We start from the raw sequence: 15420 nt of genomic DNA, 5'->3' as shown, positions 1-15420 counted from the left end.
AACACCCGTTCGTTCCCAGCCCGCAGCTGTCGAAGGAGATCAACCGTGGCAGATACCGAAATCCGCAAGGGACTCGCCGGTGTGGTGGCCGACACCACCGCCGTGTCCAAGGTCAACGCCGAGACCAACTCCCTGCTGTACCGGGGCTACCCGGTGCAGGAGCTCGCCGAGAAGTGCTCCGCCGAGGAAGTGGCCCTGCTGCTGTGGACCGGCGACCTGCCGTCCGCGGAGGAGCTCGACGCCTTCCGCGCCCTGGAGCGCGAGAACCGTGCGCTGACGCCCGAGCTCAAGCGCGTGATCGACGAGCTGCCCACCACGTGCCACCCCATGGACGTGTGCCGCACGGCGGCCTCGGTGCTCGGCGCCCAGCACCCGCTCGCGGAGGACAACTCCCCCGAGGCCGAGCTGCGCAAGGCCCAGGAGCTCTTCGCCGTGATGCCCGCCGTGGTCTGCTACGACCAGCGCCGCCGCCACGACCAGGACGTCGTGGAGCCCCGCGAGGACCTGGACTACGCCCAGAACTTCCTGTGGATGGCCTTCGGCGAGGAGGCCGCCCCCGAGGTGGTCGACGCGTTCCGCGTGTCGATCATCCTGTACGCGGAGCACTCCTTCAACGCCTCCACCTTCACGGCGCGCGTGATCACCTCCACGCTGTCGGACATGCACTCCGCGGTCACCGGCGCCATCGGCGCGCTCAAGGGTCCGCTGCACGGCGGTGCGAACGAGGCCGTGATGCACACCTTCGAGGAGCTCGGCATCCGCAAGAAGGAGTCCGCCGAGGAGGCCGAGAAGCGCGCCAAGGAGTGGATGGACCAGGCCCTCGCGGAGAAGAAGAAGGTCATGGGTTTCGGCCACCGTGTGTACAAGCACGGCGACTCCCGCGTGCCCACCATGCAGGAGGCGCTGTTCCGCATGCTGGACCACTACGACCGCCCGGAGATCCTGGGGTTGTACAACGGGCTGGCCAAGTCCATGGACGAGGCCAAGTCCATCAAACCCAACCTGGACTACCCCGCCGGTCCCACCTACTGGCTCATGGGCTTCGACATCCCCACGTTCACGCCCATCTTCGTGGCCGCGCGGATCGTGGGCTGGACCGCGCACATCATGGAGCAGCGCGCAAACAACTCGCTGATCCGCCCGCTCTCGGACTACAGCGGTCCGGACGAGCGTCACCTGTCCTGAGCTTGGGACACCACGACGGCCCGCCGCCCCTTCACACGTGAGAGGTGGCGGGCCGTCGTCAGTACTTTGGGGCCCGCGGCAGACCCATGTAGGACTCCACCGTCGCGGACCCGCTGTTCTTCAAACTCGTGGCCGTGGCGGTGCCCACGTAGCGCAGGTGCCACGGTTCGTAGGCGTACCCGGTGGTTGCGGTGTGCCCGTTGGGGTAGCGCACCACGAACCCGTAGGTGTGCCCGTTCGCGGCGATCCACTTCCCCTGTGGGGTGTTGCCGAAGCACGGGAGCAGACCGCAGGTGGCCCCGGGGGCGCCCACGTCGATCGCGAGGCCGGTCTGATGTTCGGAGTGACCGGCCCGCGCGGAAATGGTGTCGGCGGTGGCCTGTCCGTACAGGGCCGTGTACTCGCGGTAGAGGCGCGCTTGGGTGCCGTGGTCGCGGTACCCGCTCACCGGGACCAGCGTGACCCCCTGTGTGGCCGCGGCACGGCTCATGCGCTGGTAGGCCGCTGCGGCGTCGTCCCGTAGCAGGACTCCCCCGCCCACCGAACGTAACGGAGCCGGGGCGTAGGTGAGCGGGGACAGCGGGCGTTTCTTGTTCACGACCACGGACACGCTGCGGGCATCGTCGATACCCCGGTACACCCGCGCTCCTCCCTGGGCGGTCCAGGTGATGCGGCCTCGCTGATAGCGGACCTCGCACGTGCCACCCGTGCAGGTCTCACGCGTCACGGGGTACCCCAGGGCCCCGTGCTCGGAGCCCTCCGCGCGCCACTTCGCCAGGATCCCGCCGCGCTGGGCCCGCGCACCGGTCGTGGACGTCCAGTGGATCGTGCCCTTCTGATACTGCCGATAGCAGCCGCGGTCCCGCAGGCCACAACGTTCGGCGGACGTGGGCTTACCCAACCATGCGCCGGGATTCGGCAGGGCGCGGTACTCGTTGTCGATCCCCGCCCCGGCGTGGGCCGGTACCATGCCGCCCACGAGCAGCAGCGCGGCCAACAGGGCGGTGAGCAGGGCCGGGCGACGCATGATGGTTCGCATGAGGCCACGATAGGTGCTGCGCGTGACGCGCGGTAGGCCTATGGGCGAACAGCCGACGACGCCGCTCCCCACCCCTCGCGGGCCCGGCGCCCACGCACGGGAGGTCCCGGGCTCCGGGCGGTGCAGCGGGCGACGTCGCCGGCTCGGTGTGCGGGCGGAACGTCACCCACTCCGTGTGCTGCGGCTCCCGAGGTGGTCGGCTCAGCGTGCGGCCCCGACGCTGCCGGCTCAGCGCGCTCGCGGGTGGGACGTCGCGTAGACCTCGCGCAGGGACTCCACGGACACGCGCGTGTAGATCTGGGTCGTGGCCAGGGAGGCGTGACCCAGCAGTTCCTGCACGACCCGCAGGTCCGCGCCGCCCTCGAGCAGGTGCGTGGCGAACGAGTGGCGCAGAGTGTGCGGCGTGATCCGCTCCTCCTGGTGGATCGTGCGCGCGGCGTCCTTGACCATGTTCCACGCCGTCTGCCGCGAGATCCGCGTGCCGCGAGCATTGAGGAACACCGCCGGGCTCCCCCGACCGTGCCGCGCCAACTCGGGGCGGGCCCGGATAAGGTAGCGGTCCAGGGCCGCCACGGCGAACGATCCCACGGGCACGAGCCGTTGCTTGGCGCCCTTGCCCGTCACACGGATCAGGGCGAGGTCCTCGTCGTGCAGACCGGCCAGGTCGTCCACGTCCAGCGCGACGGCCTCGGAGATACGCGCACCCGTGGCATACAGCAGTTCGAGGAACGCCCGGGCCCGCAGTCCCGCGGGTGTGTCCGGGTCCGGGGCGGCCAGGAGGTTCTCGACCTCCGTGACGCCGATGGCCTTGGGCAGCCGCTGCGGCGGCATGGGCGGGCTCACGCGGGACGCGACGTCCGTGTCCACGCTCGACTCCGTGACCCAGAACGCGTGGGCCCCCCGCACCGCCGCGAGCACCCGCGCACTGCTGCGCGCGGACAGGGCCGGGTGGGCGGCGTCGCCCTCGCGGATGCGCCGCACGAACGCCCGCACGTGATCGGCCGTGATGTCCCTGGGCACGCGCACGTGCGCGGCGGTCGCCGTGAGGTGCTGCAGGTAGCGCGCGAGGTCCCGGCGGTACGCGCTCACGGTGTTCGCGGCGAGTCCGCGCTCGACCACGAGGTGGTCCAGGTATCGCGCCACGGCCCGCCGCAGTTCCGGTGCGGCCTCCGCCTTGGTCGTCGAGGCCGACGGCGCCGCACCCGCCCTCGGTCCCCCGTCCACGATCGGCAGTGGTTCGGTGATGGGACCGTGCGACTCGAGGGAGTCGTTCACCCCTCGTGCCGCGGCCGCGAGGTCCATTCGGCGTCCGGTGCGCGCAGCGTGGCCCAGTCCCGGGACCGCGCGATGTGCGTGGCGAGGATGCCGAGCGTGGCCGTAGGGGACGTGATCCGCCCGGCCATGACCGCAGCCACGGCGTCGTCGAGGTCCGCGAAACCAGCCACGATCTCCGCCTCCTCGCCCTCGCGTTCGAACCGCTCGGACTCGGGGACCTCGCTCAGGTCACGGGCCAAGAAGATCCGGTTGGCCTCCGCCGAGGAGCCTGGCGAGTTGTCGAAGTCCACGAGCGTGTGCCACGTCCGGGCCGTGAGATCCGCTTCCTCGCCCAGCTCGCGCTGGGCCGCCTGCAGCGCGGGTTCCCCGGACACATCGAGCAGCCCCGCTGGGATCTCCCACATCCGCTTGCGCACGGGGTGGCGGTACTGGTTGATGAGCAGGATCCGTTCCTTCTCGTCCAGCACGACCATGGACACCGCCCCCGGGTGCGTGATGAACTCCCGGGTCAGCGGTTCCTCCTGGCCCGCCATGCGGAAGGACTCACTGCACACGTCCCAGATGGCGCCGTCGTAGACGGTCCGCGAATCCGTGACGGTGTGCGGATCCGGGCGATCCGTCAGCTGCTCGGCGGTGATGCTCGTGTACTCCACGGCTCAGGCCTTGGCCTGGACGCCCCGGCGCTCGAGAGCGGCCTTGACGAGACCGTCGAAGAGCGGGTGCGGCCGTGTGGGCCGCGAGGCCAGCTCGGGGTGGGCCTGCGTGGCCACGTAGTAGGGGTGCTCCTCGCGGGGCAGCTCCACGAACTCCACGAGGGTGCCCTCCGGGGAGGTGCCCGAGATCCGCAGCCCGGCCGCGGACAGCGCCTCGCGGTAGGCGTTGTTCACCTCGTAGCGGTGGCGGTGGCGCTCGGAGACCTCCGTGGTGCCGTACGTCTCCGCCACCACGGAACCCTCGGCGAGCGCGGCGGGGTACAGCCCCAGCCGCATCGTCCCGCCCAGGTCACCGGCGCCCTCCACGAACTGCTTCTGCTCCTCCATGGTGGCGATCACCGGGGTGTCCGTGTCCGGGTCGAACTCGGTGGAGGAGGCGTTGGGCAGGCCCACCTCGTTGCGCGCGTACTCGATGACCATGCACTGCAGGCCGAGGCACAGCCCCAGGGTGGGGACCTTGTGCTCACGGGCCCACGCCAGAGCACCCAGCTTGCCCTCAAGCCCGCGGATGCCGAACCCGCCGGGGACGCAGATCGCGTCCACATCCCCGAGTTCGCGCTGCGCGCCCTCGGGGGTGTCGCACAGGTCCGAGGCCACCCACTTGAGCGTGACCTTGGCGTTGTTGGCGAAGCCGCCCGCGCGCAGCGCCTCGGACACGGACAGGTACGCGTCCGGGAGGTCGATGTACTTGCCCACCAGTGCCACGCTCACCTGGTGCTCGGGCTCGTGCACCGCGGTGAGCAGCCGGGACCACTGGCGCAGGTCCGCGTCCCGGTACTCCAGCCCCAGGTAGTCCAGGATGTAGGTGTCCAGGCCCTGGGAGTGCAGGGTGTTGGGGATGTCGTAGATGCTCGGGGCGTCGGCGCAGGAGATTACGGCGTCGAGGTCCACGTCGCACGCGCTGCCGATCTTGCGCAGCATGGCGTCCGGGACGTCCCGGTCGCAGCGCAGCACGAGGGCGTCGGGCTGGATGCCCAGCCCGCGCAGCGTGGCCACGGAGTGCTGGGTGGGCTTGGTCTTGAGCTCACCGGACGGGCCGATGAACGGGATCAGGGAGACGTGCAGGTAGAAGACGTTGCGCCGGCCCACGTCCTGGCGCACCTGGCGGGCGGCCTCGATGAACGGCTGCGACTCGATGTCCCCCACCGTGCCGCCGATCTCGGTGATGATGATGTCCGGGGCGCTCTCGTCCTCGGCGCGGCGGCGCATCCGGCGCTTGAGCTCGTCCGTGATGTGGGGGATGACCTGGACGGTGTCCCCCAGGTACTCGCCCCGGCGCTCCTTGGCGATCACCGTGGAGTACACCTGACCGGTGGTCACGTTCGCGGAGGCGTCGAGGTTCTCGTCCAGGAAGCGCTCGTAGTGCCCGATGTCCAGGTCCGTCTCGGCGCCGTCGTCGGTGACGAAGACCTCGCCGTGCTGGAAGGGGTTCATGGTCCCCGGATCCACGTTCAGATAGGGATCCAGCTTCTGCATGGTCACGGACAGCCCGCGCGCCCGCAAAAGCATTCCGAGGGAGGACGCGGTCAGCCCCTTCCCGAGGGACGAGGCGACACCTCCCGTGACGAAGATCTGCCGGGTCACTTTGCCATTGTTCTTTTCTGCGCCTGCCTCGCGGGCGGCGTCCTGAGCGTTCACCACGAGATTCGAGCCTACCATTCGTGTTTCGTGAGGGATGAGGGGCTTGGGGTCATGCGACGGCGTCCCGCAGGAGTTCACGGGCGTGCTCCCGGGCCGCGCTGGAGTCCTCGTGGCCCGCGAGCATGCGCGCGAGTTCCACCACGCGCTCCTCGTCCGTGAGCACCTTCACGTCCGAGACGCTGGAGTCCGAGGACTTGGTCACCAGGATGTGGTGGTCCGCGAACGCCGCGACCTGCGGGAGGTGGGTGACCACCAGGACCTGCACGTTCTTGGCGAGCATCTTGAGCCGGCGTCCGATCTCCACGGCCGCCTTGCCGCCCACGCCGGAGTCGATCTCGTCGAACACGAACGTGGGCACCGGGTCCACCTCGGAGAGCACGACCTCCAGGGCCAGCATGATGCGCGAGAGCTCGCCGCCCGAGGCTCCCCTGCCGAGGGGCCGGGGTGTGGCCTTGGCGTGCGGGGCGAGCATGAACTCGATGGTGTCCCGGCCGTCGTCCGTGAAGCGCTCCGCGGGCTCCACCGCGACCACCAGTGTGGCGTTGGGCATGGCGAGCGCACTGAGCTCCGCGCTCACGGCGGCGGCCAGCTTCTCCGCCGCCGCGCGGCGCAGCTCCAGCAGCGTGGCCGCGTGCTTCTCGAGGGCCGCGTGCAGTGCCTCCCCCTCCGCACGCAGCTCGTCCTCCCGCTGCGGGTCCACCACGAGCTCGTCCAGCCGGGTGCGGGCCTCGTCCGCCCAGGACAGCACCTCGTCGATCGTGGCCCCGTACTTCTTGGTCAGTCGCCGCAGCGCGCCGCGCCGGGCCTCCACCTCCGCGAGGCGGGCCGGGCCGTCCTCGTCCAGGCCGCCCGCGTAGCCCGAGAGGTCCGCGGCGACGTCGGCGGCGACCACGGTCAGCTCCCGCACGCGGGCCGCGAGGGCGGCGAGCTCGGGGTCCGCGTCGGACTCCAGCTCGAGTGCCTGCTGCGCCTGGGACAGCAGCGCCACGGCGTTGAGGTCCGGGGCGTCGTCGGCGTCCGATCCACTGAGTGCCGCGTGGGCGGTGGTGGCGGCCCCGCGGAGGGACTCGAGGTTCGTGAGCTTCTCGCTCTCCGCGTCCAGCTGGGCGTCCTCCCCCGGGACCGGTTCCACGGCGTCGATCTCCGCGAGCGCGGTGCTCAGGCTCTGGGCCTGCAGCGCGCGTTCCCGGGCGTTCTCCTTGGCCGCGCGCAGTGTGGCGACGACGCTGCGGTAGCGGGTGAGCTTCTCCCGGAACGCCGCGAGCTCCGCGGCGACCGGCCTGCCCGCGTAGTCGTCGAGGGCCCGGCGCTGGGCGGTCGCGGACTTCAACCGCAGCTGGTCCGACTGGCCGTGGACGGCCACGAGTGCCTCGCCCACGGCGCCGAGCGTGCCGACCGGAGCGGAGCGGCCTCCCACGTGGGCGCGGCTGCGCCCCTCCGCGGACACCGTGCGGGAGACGAGGATCAGGGCTTCTTCGTGGCCGGCCACGTCCTCGCGGTCCACCGTGCCGCCGGACTCCTCCACGAGGGCGACCGCGGCATGCTCCGCCGGCACCCGCACGGTGGCCTCCGCGAGGGCCCTGGCGCTGCCGGAGCGCACCGCTCCGGCGTCCGCCCGGTTGCCCAGCAGCATCCCCAGGGCGGTGACCACCATGGTCTTGCCCGCACCGGTCTCGCCGGAGAGGATCGACAACCCGGGGCCGAGCGGGAGGACGGCGTCGGTGATGACGCCGAGGTCGTGGATGTGGATCTCCTCGATCATGGGCGGACCGCCCCGTTCTCGTGGTCCGGGTGGCCGGCGTGGTCCGCGGCATCCGTGCGGGGGGCGCCGTCGTCCGCGCCGTGGTGCGGGATCTCGCGGCCCACCGAGAGCTTGGGGTGGGCCTGGTCCTGCGCCACCTTGGTGGTGGGCTGCCTCAGGGGCAGAGCGCTGGTCATCGCCTCCACCTGTTCGCTGGGCATGGGTCCCCGCCACCCGGCAATGGGCAGCTCGAACTTCTTGACGAGCCGTTCGGAGAACGGGGTGGCGTGCATGCGCGCCAGGTTCACGGAGTTCTCGGAACGCCGCACCTCGATCCGGGAACCGGGGGGCAGGTCCACGGTGCGGCGACCGTCGCACCACAGCACCCCGCGGGCGTCCGTGCGTGTGAGGACCTCCACGGCCATCATCGAACGCGGTGAGATCACCAGCGGGCGGGAGAACAGGGCGTGCGCGGACAGGGGCACCATGAGCAGCGCCTCGACCTCCGGCCACACCACCGGGCCTCCCGCGGAGAACGCATAGGCGGTGGACCCCGTGGGCGTGGCCATGACCACGCCGTCGCACCCGAACGTGGACAGGGGGCGGCGGTCCACCTCCGTGACCACCTCGATCATCTTCTCGCGGTCGCCCTTCTCCACCGACGCCTCGTTCAGCGCCCACGTGTGCAGGACCTGGCGGCGGTGCTCCCAGACGGTCACGTCCAGTGCCATGCGGCGTTCCACGGTGTAGCGCCCGTCCACGATGGCTTCCACCGTTTCGCTGAGCCCGGACCGCTCGGACTCCGCGAGAAAGCCCACGTGCCCCAGGTTGACGCCCAGCAGGGGCGTGTCCACCCCGCGGACCAGTTCGGCGGCGCGCAGGATGGAGCCGTCGCCGCCGAGCACCATGACGATCTCGATCTCCCGCAGCGCCACCTCCTCCTCGAGGATCTGCACGGGGGGCATGTCCAGTCCGTCGGCGCACAGGGCCTCGAGGTCCGGGCGTGACAGCACCGGGACGAGTCCTGCGGTGTGCAGCTGCTCGCACGACTGGCGCGCGGCGGCCATGGCCTCGCGCCGTCCCGTGTGCGTCATCACCAAGATTTTGCGGCTCACGTCCTGCAGACCATCCTCCTGCGATCGACTCCCACGGCGGGCTGACTCCGACCACACTACGCGAGCGCACCGACCCGGGCACCGGCCGCTGCGCGACGGCACCGCACGAAGAACTCCACGTTGCCGTCCTGCCCCGGCAGCGGACTCGTCGCGGTCCCGAGAACGTCCAGGCCGGCCTCGCCCGCGCAGTGCACCACGCGCTGCACCGCCGCCGCGCGGGCCGTCTCCGACGTGACGACCCCCGTGCGGGACAGGTTGTGGACCCCCACCTCGAACTGGGGTTTGACCATGAGCAGCAGGTCACCTCCCGCCACCGTGGCCGCGGCGAGCGCCGGGATCACGAGCGTGAGGGAGATGAACGAGAGGTCGCACACCGTGAGCTGCGCGGGACCCCCGATGTCCTCGGGGGCCATGTGGCGCACGTTGAGCCCCTCGTGGACCCGCACGCGCGGATCCGCCCGCAGCTCGGCCACGAGCTGGTCGTGGCCCACGTCCACGGCCACCACCTCGCGCGCTCCTCGGCGCAGCAGCACGTCCGTGAACCCGCCGGTGGAGGCTCCGGCGTCGAGACAACGCCTGCCCCGGGGGTCCACGTCCGGGAAGCACGCGAGAGCACCCGCCAGCTTGTGGCCCGCGCGGCTGACGTACTCGTCCCCCTCGGACGGCGCCACGACCACCTCGTCCTGGTCCGCCACAGGAGCGGACGGTTTGCGGACCACCTCGCCGTTGACGCTGACCCGCCCAGCCCTGATCCACCCCGCCGCGGTGGTCCGCGAGCGGGCCAGTCCCCGGTCGGTGAGCACCCGGTCCAGTCGCGCGCTCACCGGCACGACGCCGCGTCGTCACCGCAGGCGCTCGGGCGCGCCGCAGCGGACCCGCCCTCGGGGCCCTCGGCAGGGTCCGGGGCGTCGCCGCCCGTGTGGGAAGCACCGCCCGTGTGGGAGACACCCCCCGTCGTGCGCGGGACGTCGTCGGCGCCGCCGCGACCGCCGCCGGGAACCGGAACACTCTCGTTGGATCCCGGCGGACCGCTCAACCCGGTGGGAAGGGACGCCGGGTCCGCCGCGAGGATCCGCTCGAGCTCCCCGTGCAGGCTGTCGTAGGCCGCCGCGCGCTCGGTCACCGGCAGCCGCGCGATCCCGCTCGCACGCGCGAGCACCCGGTCCACGGCATCGAGACCGGTGCGCGGCGGCCGCGGGGCCGAACCCCCGGGGTCCTCGCTCATGCCGGGTCCTCCCAGTGCACCTCGGGATCGGTGGCCACGAACGCACCGGGCCGCGCCGCCCACCAGGCGGCGCATGCCGCGCGCCACCCGTCGAGGTCGTCGTGGGGTGCCGTGACCGTCACGACGTCGCCCGCCACCTCCGCGCGAGCCTGCCGGCACATGGCGCGCATCCGATCTCCCTCACCCGCCACTGCAACGGCGGGATACGGCTCGAACAGCTCACGCAGCGTGCCCAGCAGGTAGCTGGGCCGCTGGGACGAGCAGGCCGCCAGTGCGGCGGCTGCGGAGTCCACCCCGGTGAGCACGTGGACACTCTCCATGCCCGCGTTGTGCGCCCCGAGGATGTCGGTGTCCAGACGGTCCCCCACCACCGCGGGGCGCGTGGCGCCCACCCGGTCGGCCGCCTCGCGGAAGATCGGCGCCTCGGGTTTGCCCGCCACGAGTGGCTCCCTGCCCGACGCCGCGGCGACCGCCGCCACCAGGGTCCCGTTGCCGGGTGCGATGCCCCGTTCCCTGGGGATCGTGCGGTCCGTGTTGGTGGCGCACCACAGCACGGAGTCGTCCGCGAGGGTGAACGCGGCTTCCGCCAGCTGCTCCCAGCCAAGGTGCGGGTCGAAGCCCTGGGCCACGGCCACGGGTCCCTCGTCCTGCGAGCGCACCGGCACGAGCCCGACGGCGCGGACCTCGTCCGCGAGTGCCGCGGACCCCGTGATCAGCACGGGACTGCCTGGCGTGAGCCGATCCGCGAGCAGTGCGGCCGCCGCCTGGGCTGAGCTGACCACCTGCTCCACCGCGGTGGGCGCCCCCAGGGACGTGATGTGCTCGGCCACGGCCGCCGGGGGCCGGGAGGCGTTGTTCGTCACGTACATCACGGCGCACCCGGCGCTCCGGACGCGCTCCAGGGTCTCCGGGGCGCCGTCGATCGCGTGGGGCCCGGCGTAGACCACCCCGTCGAGATCGCACAGCAGGGCGTCGAAGCGTCCGACGAGCGGTTCGCCCTCACACGGGAGCCGCCCCGCCGCGTCAGTCATCGCGGCGCTCGGGGTCTGCGGCACCGGAGTCCGCGGCACCGTCCGAGTCCTCCGTGGGGGGCGCCACGGGTGCATCCTCTGCCGGGCGCACGGTCTCTTCGCCGGAGCCTCCCACAGCGGGTGCGGACGTGCCCGCGGCAATCGAGTCGTCATCCGCGGCGGTGTGGGACACGGCGGCGGAGTCCCCGCCGGGAAGTTCGGACGGGGACACCTCCCCCGCGAGATCCGCGTGGCCCAGGGCCTCGGCGTCGGCGGGCTCCGCCGCCGACGGGGAGCCCTCGACGGGCTGCGCCCCGGCGGACGTCTGCGTCGTCTCTGCGCCCTCCGCGTCGGAGGGCTTCTGCTCCCCGGAAACGGTTTCTCCGGGGCCCGTCTCTCCGGAGTCTCCCGGGCGCTCCGCGCTGTGTCGCCGCTGCACCTCGCGAACGGTGCGCCGCGCCTCGTCCTCGTCCAGATCGTCACCGAGGTCCACGATCTCCGGTTCCGAGAACTGGCCCAGGCCCATGGCCGCCTCAGCAACGACGGCCTGCCGCTCCCAGGTCGTCGACTCCTTGTCACGCCCCACCGCGCGCAGGGCCTCTGCGTAGGCCCGGAACAGCTTGGGGCTGTAGACGAACCCGCGGTTCTTGTCGAGCTGCGGGATCTCCAGGGCCGCCAGAGCGGCGTCGTGCTCGCCCGCGTCCGCGTGGATCCCGGACACGACCATGGCGAGCTCTGCCCTGCCCTCCGCGTCCAGGGCAGCCGCGGCATCGGACGTGGCCTCTTCCATGGCCTTGTCGGCCCGGCCCAGTGCCCGCTGGCAGTCCACCATGAGGGGCAGGTGCTCCTGGGACCCGGAGATGCGGCGATGGGTGCGCAGCTCTTTCAGGGCCAGGGCGTAGTCGCCCGCGGCGTACGCGGCCACGCCCGCGGCCTCGCGCACCACACTGATGCGTCCCGCCTTGCGGACGGCCGCGTTGGCGTGCTCCAGTGCGAACTCGGGATCGTCGTCCAGGTACCGTGCGGCCATCACCAGGTGCTGCGAGACACGCTCCGCATTGCCCGGTTCCAGAGCCTTCAACTCGTGGTGCATCGTACGGTCGAGCTCGCGACCTGTGACGTCCTGGTCGATCTCCGGGGCGATGAAACGGGGGCGCGCGTCGTCGTGGCCGCCGCGGCGATCGCCACGATCGCGGACGCCGTAGTCCGAGCGGCGCTCGCCGGCGCGTTCCCGACCACGGTCCTCGCGGCGGGTGAAGCCCGAGCGGTCCGGGCCGCCGTTGTCCCGGCGGTCCGGGCGGCCGCCGCGGCGATCTGCGGAGCGGTCGGGACGCCCGCGTTCGTTGTCACCGCCCCGGCCACCCCCGCGGAACTCGCGGGCGCCGGCACGGTCGCCGTGACCCCGGCCGGCGTCGTCGAAGCGCCCGGGGCGCTCACCGCGCCCGTCGGAGCGCCCGTATCCGCCGGAGGGGCGCTGATCGCGTCCACCCCCGCGCTGGTCCCGGCGGTCGTCGTAGCGCCCCCGGTAACCGCCTTCACCGGCGCGGGAACGGTTCCGGTCCTCGCCCCCGGACGAGTCCCGGCGGTCGTCCCCGCGGGAACCGTAGGACCGACCCCCGCCGTCCTGGCCGTACCCGCTTCCCGACCGCCGGTCATCGCGGCCCCGGTAGCCGTCGCGGGAGTCGTCGCGCCGGTCGTCACCGCCGCGGCGGAACCCGCCGCGGTCATCACGACGCCGTTCGTCCCGCCGGCCGTCGAAACCACCCCCGCGGCGCTCGTCACGGCCCCGGTAGCCGCCGCGGTCACCGCCACGGCCCGCCTCGTCGTCACGGCCCCGCGAACCACGGTCGTCCCGACGATCGTCGCGGCCACGATATTCCGTGCGGTCACCCCGGTTCTCGTTGCGCCGGCGGTCATCACGGGCAGCGTCGAAACCACCCCCGCGTCGGTCACGATCCCCGCCACGGGACTGCTCCGTGCGCCCGTCACGATCCCTGTGGTCCCGTCCCCCTGCCGAACCGCCCCGGTAGCCACCGGAACCGCCGTCGCGGGATCCCCCGCCACCGCGGGAGTACGACCGATCGCCGCCACCCCGTGAACCACCGCGATCGTCCCGACCACCCCGGCTGCTGCGGTCAGCGCCGCCGCGCCGACGGTCCGAGTGATCGCGGGACCCGTGCTGTTCAGATTCGTTCAAGGGGTGTCTCCTACTGCGGCCCTGGGCCATGGTGCGATGGGCCCCGCACACTGCGTGGCCCACTGGTCTGAAGAGCATTCTACAAACGGGGCACGGACGACTCCCAATGCTGGGGAGGGCGCACCGCACGCCCCCGACCGTCCGGCTCCGTGACGGCCCGCGGCGCTCCAGGAGTGGCTCACCGCCCCGTGACCGACGTCGGTTGATAATGGAGCATGCGTTTGAGATCCCTTTCCAAAAACCTGCTGCTGCGGGTGCTGCTCGCCATCGTCCTGGGCGTCGTCCTCGGAGTGTTCTTCCCGGAATGGCTGGCCCGCGTGTTCATGACGTTCAACGGCATCTTCAGTCAGTTCCTCGGCTTTCTGATCCCTCTCATCATCGTGGGACTCGTCACCCCGGCCATCGCGGACCTCGGCCGCGGTGCCGGGAAGTGGCTCGCCGTCACCGCCGCCCTGGCCTACGGGTCCACGGTGTTCGCCGGCATGCTGGCGTTCCTCGTGGCACGCACGAGCTATCCCTGGCTCCTGGGCGGGCACGCCTCCCTCAGCGGACTCGAGAATCCGGAGGACCACGCCCTGAGCGGCTACTTCGAGATCACGATGCCGCCGGTCTTCGACGTGATGACGGCGCTGGTCCTGGCCTTCTGCATCGGTGTGGGAATCACCTTCGTCCACGGTGATGCGCTGCACCGGGGCTTCGGTGAGCTGCGCACCATCGTGATGCGGATCGTGGAGAAGATCATCATCCCCCTGCTGCCGGTCTACATCTTCGGCATGTTCCTGAGCCTCACCATGAACGGCCAGATCGCGCTGGTGATCTCCACGTTCCTGCGAGTGGTGATCCTCGCGTTCCTCATGACCGTGGTGATTCTGGTCATCCAGTACTGCGTGGCGGGCCTCGTCACCCGCCGGAACCCGTTCACGATGCTCAAGAACATGCTTCCGGCATACGCCACGGCACTGGGCACGGCGTCCTCCGCCGCCACCATTCCGGTGACGCTCGAATGCACCAGGAAGAACGGGGTGGACGAGCGGGTCGCTGGGTTCACCGTCCCGCTGTGTGCCACCATCCACCTGTCCGGGTCCACCATGAAGATCGTGCTGTTCTCCCTGGCGATCATGACGATCTCAGGGATGCCGATCAACACGTGGCAGTACATCGGCTTCATCTTCCTCCTGGGCGTCACCATGGTGGCGGCTCCCGGTGTGCCCGGTGGCGCCATCATGGCCGCCGTTGCGATCCTGCAGTCCTCCCTGGGGTTCGACGAGACCGCCGTGGGTCTCATGATCGCCACCTACGTGGCCATCGACTCCTTCGGCACCGCCTGCAACGTGACCGGTGACGGTGCTATCGCCGCCGTGATGGATCGGATGCTGAAGCGCAAGGACGGTCAGCTGCGCAACGCCCCCTCGGTGCCGGCCGCTTAACGCGCACCTCACCCGCCTGTGGCGCGGCGTCCTCGGACGGCGCGCCACAGCCATTCCCCCACCCGCTCCCGACCCCGGGCCAGCGACGAGGCGCTTTTAGGTACCCGGGGCCGGGGTGTCTTGAGCGTGGCCGCCTCCGCTCGTGGGCAGCATGGCTCCCTACGCCTGAACCGGCGGCGCTGATCTGGCCCTGGGGGCTTGGTTCTGGCCCCCGAAAGTGTGCTGCCACATCCGGTGCTGACACGGTGTGCTGCGGCCCACCCTGTTTTCACAATGGGCCACCACGCACGGTACCGGTGCGGTGCTTGGGTGTCTTCTGTGCCGGCGGGGAATACCCCCGCGCACGACGCTGGAAGGGGTGTGCAATATGCTCGCGCGAACCACACCGCCGCGGACTGGTCCCCGTTACCAGGGCACACCCGGGCCGGTGCTGGTGCGGCGGGGCCCGCCGCGGATTGTGCTTGTTAAATGCGGGGAGGCCCCACACCCAATAGGTGTGGGGCCTCAACCCTTCAACGTGAATTCCGGCGGTGACTTACTCTCCCACACCCTACCGAGTGCAGTACCATCAGCGCTGCGGGTCTTAGCTACCGGGTTCGGGATGGGACCGGGCGTTTCCCCCACGCTATAACCACCGGAAACCTACCCACCCACACACCCACCACACCCCCACCATCAGGGGTTCCAGTAGATGATCGAGTGGAAACCTCAACGGTCTCCCATGACAACCATGGAAACACTTATTCTGCTACCAACCACACACCCTGCCACACCACCCCGGGAACCCCGGGATCCGTGACACGGGTTGTTGGTGGTCAACCACATAGTGAACGCGAACACCACACCTTGATG

13 protein-coding genes and 1 rRNA gene are annotated in these 15420 nt (G+C 71.3%); 3 read left to right on the top strand and 11 right to left on the bottom strand.

Annotated features, from left to right (window positions below):
• The first annotated feature begins 45 nt into the window (after window positions 1-45).
• Complete coding sequence (locus C1C97_RS00065; protein ID WP_121029437.1) at window positions 46-1185, top strand: bifunctional 2-methylcitrate synthase/citrate synthase; 1140 nt, start codon at window positions 46-48, stop codon at window positions 1183-1185.
• Between the two features lie 58 nt (window positions 1186-1243).
• On the opposite strand, the gene C1C97_RS00060 is transcribed toward C1C97_RS00065, so the two are convergent.
• From C1C97_RS00060 to C1C97_RS00015, 10 genes are all read right to left on the bottom strand, one after another.
• Window positions 1244-2224 carry a D-alanyl-D-alanine carboxypeptidase family protein gene (locus tag C1C97_RS00060; protein ID WP_121029435.1) on the bottom strand — a complete coding sequence of 327 codons (981 nt, stop codon included), beginning with the start codon at window positions 2222-2224 and terminating at the stop codon, window positions 1244-1246.
• Between the two features lie 228 nt (window positions 2225-2452).
• Window positions 2453-3367, bottom strand: a complete 915-nt coding sequence (locus C1C97_RS00055; protein WP_012398602.1) for a site-specific tyrosine recombinase XerD — start codon at window positions 3365-3367, stop codon at window positions 2453-2455.
• Between the two features lie 128 nt (window positions 3368-3495).
• Window positions 3496-4152, bottom strand: coding sequence for an NUDIX domain-containing protein (locus C1C97_RS00050; protein WP_012398603.1), 657 nt, complete (start codon window positions 4150-4152; stop codon window positions 3496-3498).
• 3 nt (window positions 4153-4155) lie between these two features.
• Window positions 4156-5871 (bottom strand): CTP synthase, encoded by a 1716-nt coding sequence (locus C1C97_RS00045; RefSeq protein WP_121029433.1) that lies wholly within the window; start codon window positions 5869-5871, stop codon window positions 4156-4158.
• Window positions 5872-5902: 31 nt separating this feature from the next.
• The gene (gene recN, locus C1C97_RS00040; RefSeq protein WP_110919477.1) at window positions 5903-7615 is read right to left on the bottom strand and encodes a DNA repair protein RecN; all 1713 of its coding nucleotides are present in this window, start codon (window positions 7613-7615) and stop codon (window positions 5903-5905) included.
• Window positions 7612-8688, bottom strand: coding sequence for an NAD kinase (locus C1C97_RS00035; RefSeq protein WP_407657228.1), 1077 nt, complete (start codon window positions 8686-8688; stop codon window positions 7612-7614). The genes recN and C1C97_RS00035 overlap by 4 nt, the downstream gene beginning before the upstream one ends.
• 77 nt (window positions 8689-8765) lie before the next feature.
• Window positions 8766-9533: a TlyA family RNA methyltransferase gene (locus C1C97_RS00030; protein ID WP_121030442.1), complete on the bottom strand. Its 768-nt coding sequence runs from the start codon at window positions 9531-9533 to the stop codon at window positions 8766-8768.
• Window positions 9530-9934, bottom strand: a complete 405-nt coding sequence (locus C1C97_RS00025) for a hypothetical protein (RefSeq protein ID WP_110919478.1) — start codon at window positions 9932-9934, stop codon at window positions 9530-9532. The genes C1C97_RS00030 and C1C97_RS00025 overlap by 4 nt, the downstream gene beginning before the upstream one ends.
• Window positions 9931-10965, bottom strand: a complete 1035-nt coding sequence (locus C1C97_RS00020) for an HAD-IIA family hydrolase (protein WP_121030440.1) — start codon at window positions 10963-10965, stop codon at window positions 9931-9933. Before C1C97_RS00020 ends, C1C97_RS00025 begins: the two co-directional genes overlap by 4 nt.
• A complete protein-coding gene (locus tag C1C97_RS00015; RefSeq protein ID WP_233542633.1) occupies window positions 10958-11974 on the bottom strand; it encodes a hypothetical protein in 1017 nt (338 codons plus the stop codon). The genes C1C97_RS00020 and C1C97_RS00015 overlap by 8 nt, the downstream gene beginning before the upstream one ends.
• Window positions 11975-11980: 6 nt before the next feature.
• Between C1C97_RS00015 and C1C97_RS12370 the strand changes: the two genes are divergently transcribed.
• A complete protein-coding gene (locus C1C97_RS12370; RefSeq protein WP_199712202.1) occupies window positions 11981-13042 on the top strand; it encodes a hypothetical protein in 1062 nt (353 codons plus the stop codon).
• 314 nt (window positions 13043-13356) lie between these two features.
• Window positions 13357-14568, top strand: a complete 1212-nt coding sequence (locus C1C97_RS00010) for a dicarboxylate/amino acid:cation symporter (protein ID WP_110921000.1) — start codon at window positions 13357-13359, stop codon at window positions 14566-14568.
• 522 nt (window positions 14569-15090) lie between these two features.
• On the opposite strand, the gene rrf is transcribed toward C1C97_RS00010, so the two are convergent.
• Window positions 15091-15207 (bottom strand): 5S ribosomal RNA (rrf, locus tag C1C97_RS00005).
• Window positions 15208-15420: the final 213 nt, after the last annotated feature.

Origin of the sequence: Kocuria tytonis (assembly GCF_003226895.2) — a bacterium.
Lineage (GTDB): Bacteria > Actinomycetota > Actinomycetes > Actinomycetales > Micrococcaceae > Kocuria > Kocuria tytonis.
This window is presented reverse-complemented; position numbering and strand designations above follow the sequence as displayed.

Excerpts from the sequence above, each read along its gene's own strand:
- C1C97_RS00025 (WP_110919478.1), bottom strand. The coding sequence starts at position 9,934 with ATGAGCGAGGACCCCGGGGGTTCGGCCCCGCGGCCGCCGCGCACCGGT.
- C1C97_RS00035 (WP_407657228.1), bottom strand. The coding sequence starts at position 8,688 with ATGACGCACACGGGACGGCGCGAGGCCATGGCCGCCGCGCGCCAGTCG.
- C1C97_RS00045 (WP_121029433.1), bottom strand. The coding sequence starts at position 5,871 with ATGGTAGGCTCGAATCTCGTGGTGAACGCTCAGGACGCCGCCCGCGAG.
- C1C97_RS00015 (WP_233542633.1), bottom strand. The coding sequence starts at position 11,974 with ATGGCCGCACGGTACCTGGACGACGATCCCGAGTTCGCACTGGAGCAC.
- C1C97_RS00010 (WP_110921000.1), top strand. The coding sequence starts at position 13,357 with ATGCGTTTGAGATCCCTTTCCAAAAACCTGCTGCTGCGGGTGCTGCTC.
- C1C97_RS00020 (WP_121030440.1), bottom strand. The coding sequence starts at position 10,965 with ATGACTGACGCGGCGGGGCGGCTCCCGTGTGAGGGCGAACCGCTCGTC.
- recN (WP_110919477.1), bottom strand. The coding sequence starts at position 7,615 with ATGATCGAGGAGATCCACATCCACGACCTCGGCGTCATCACCGACGCC.
- C1C97_RS00060 (WP_121029435.1), bottom strand. The coding sequence starts at position 2,224 with ATGCGAACCATCATGCGTCGCCCGGCCCTGCTCACCGCCCTGTTGGCC.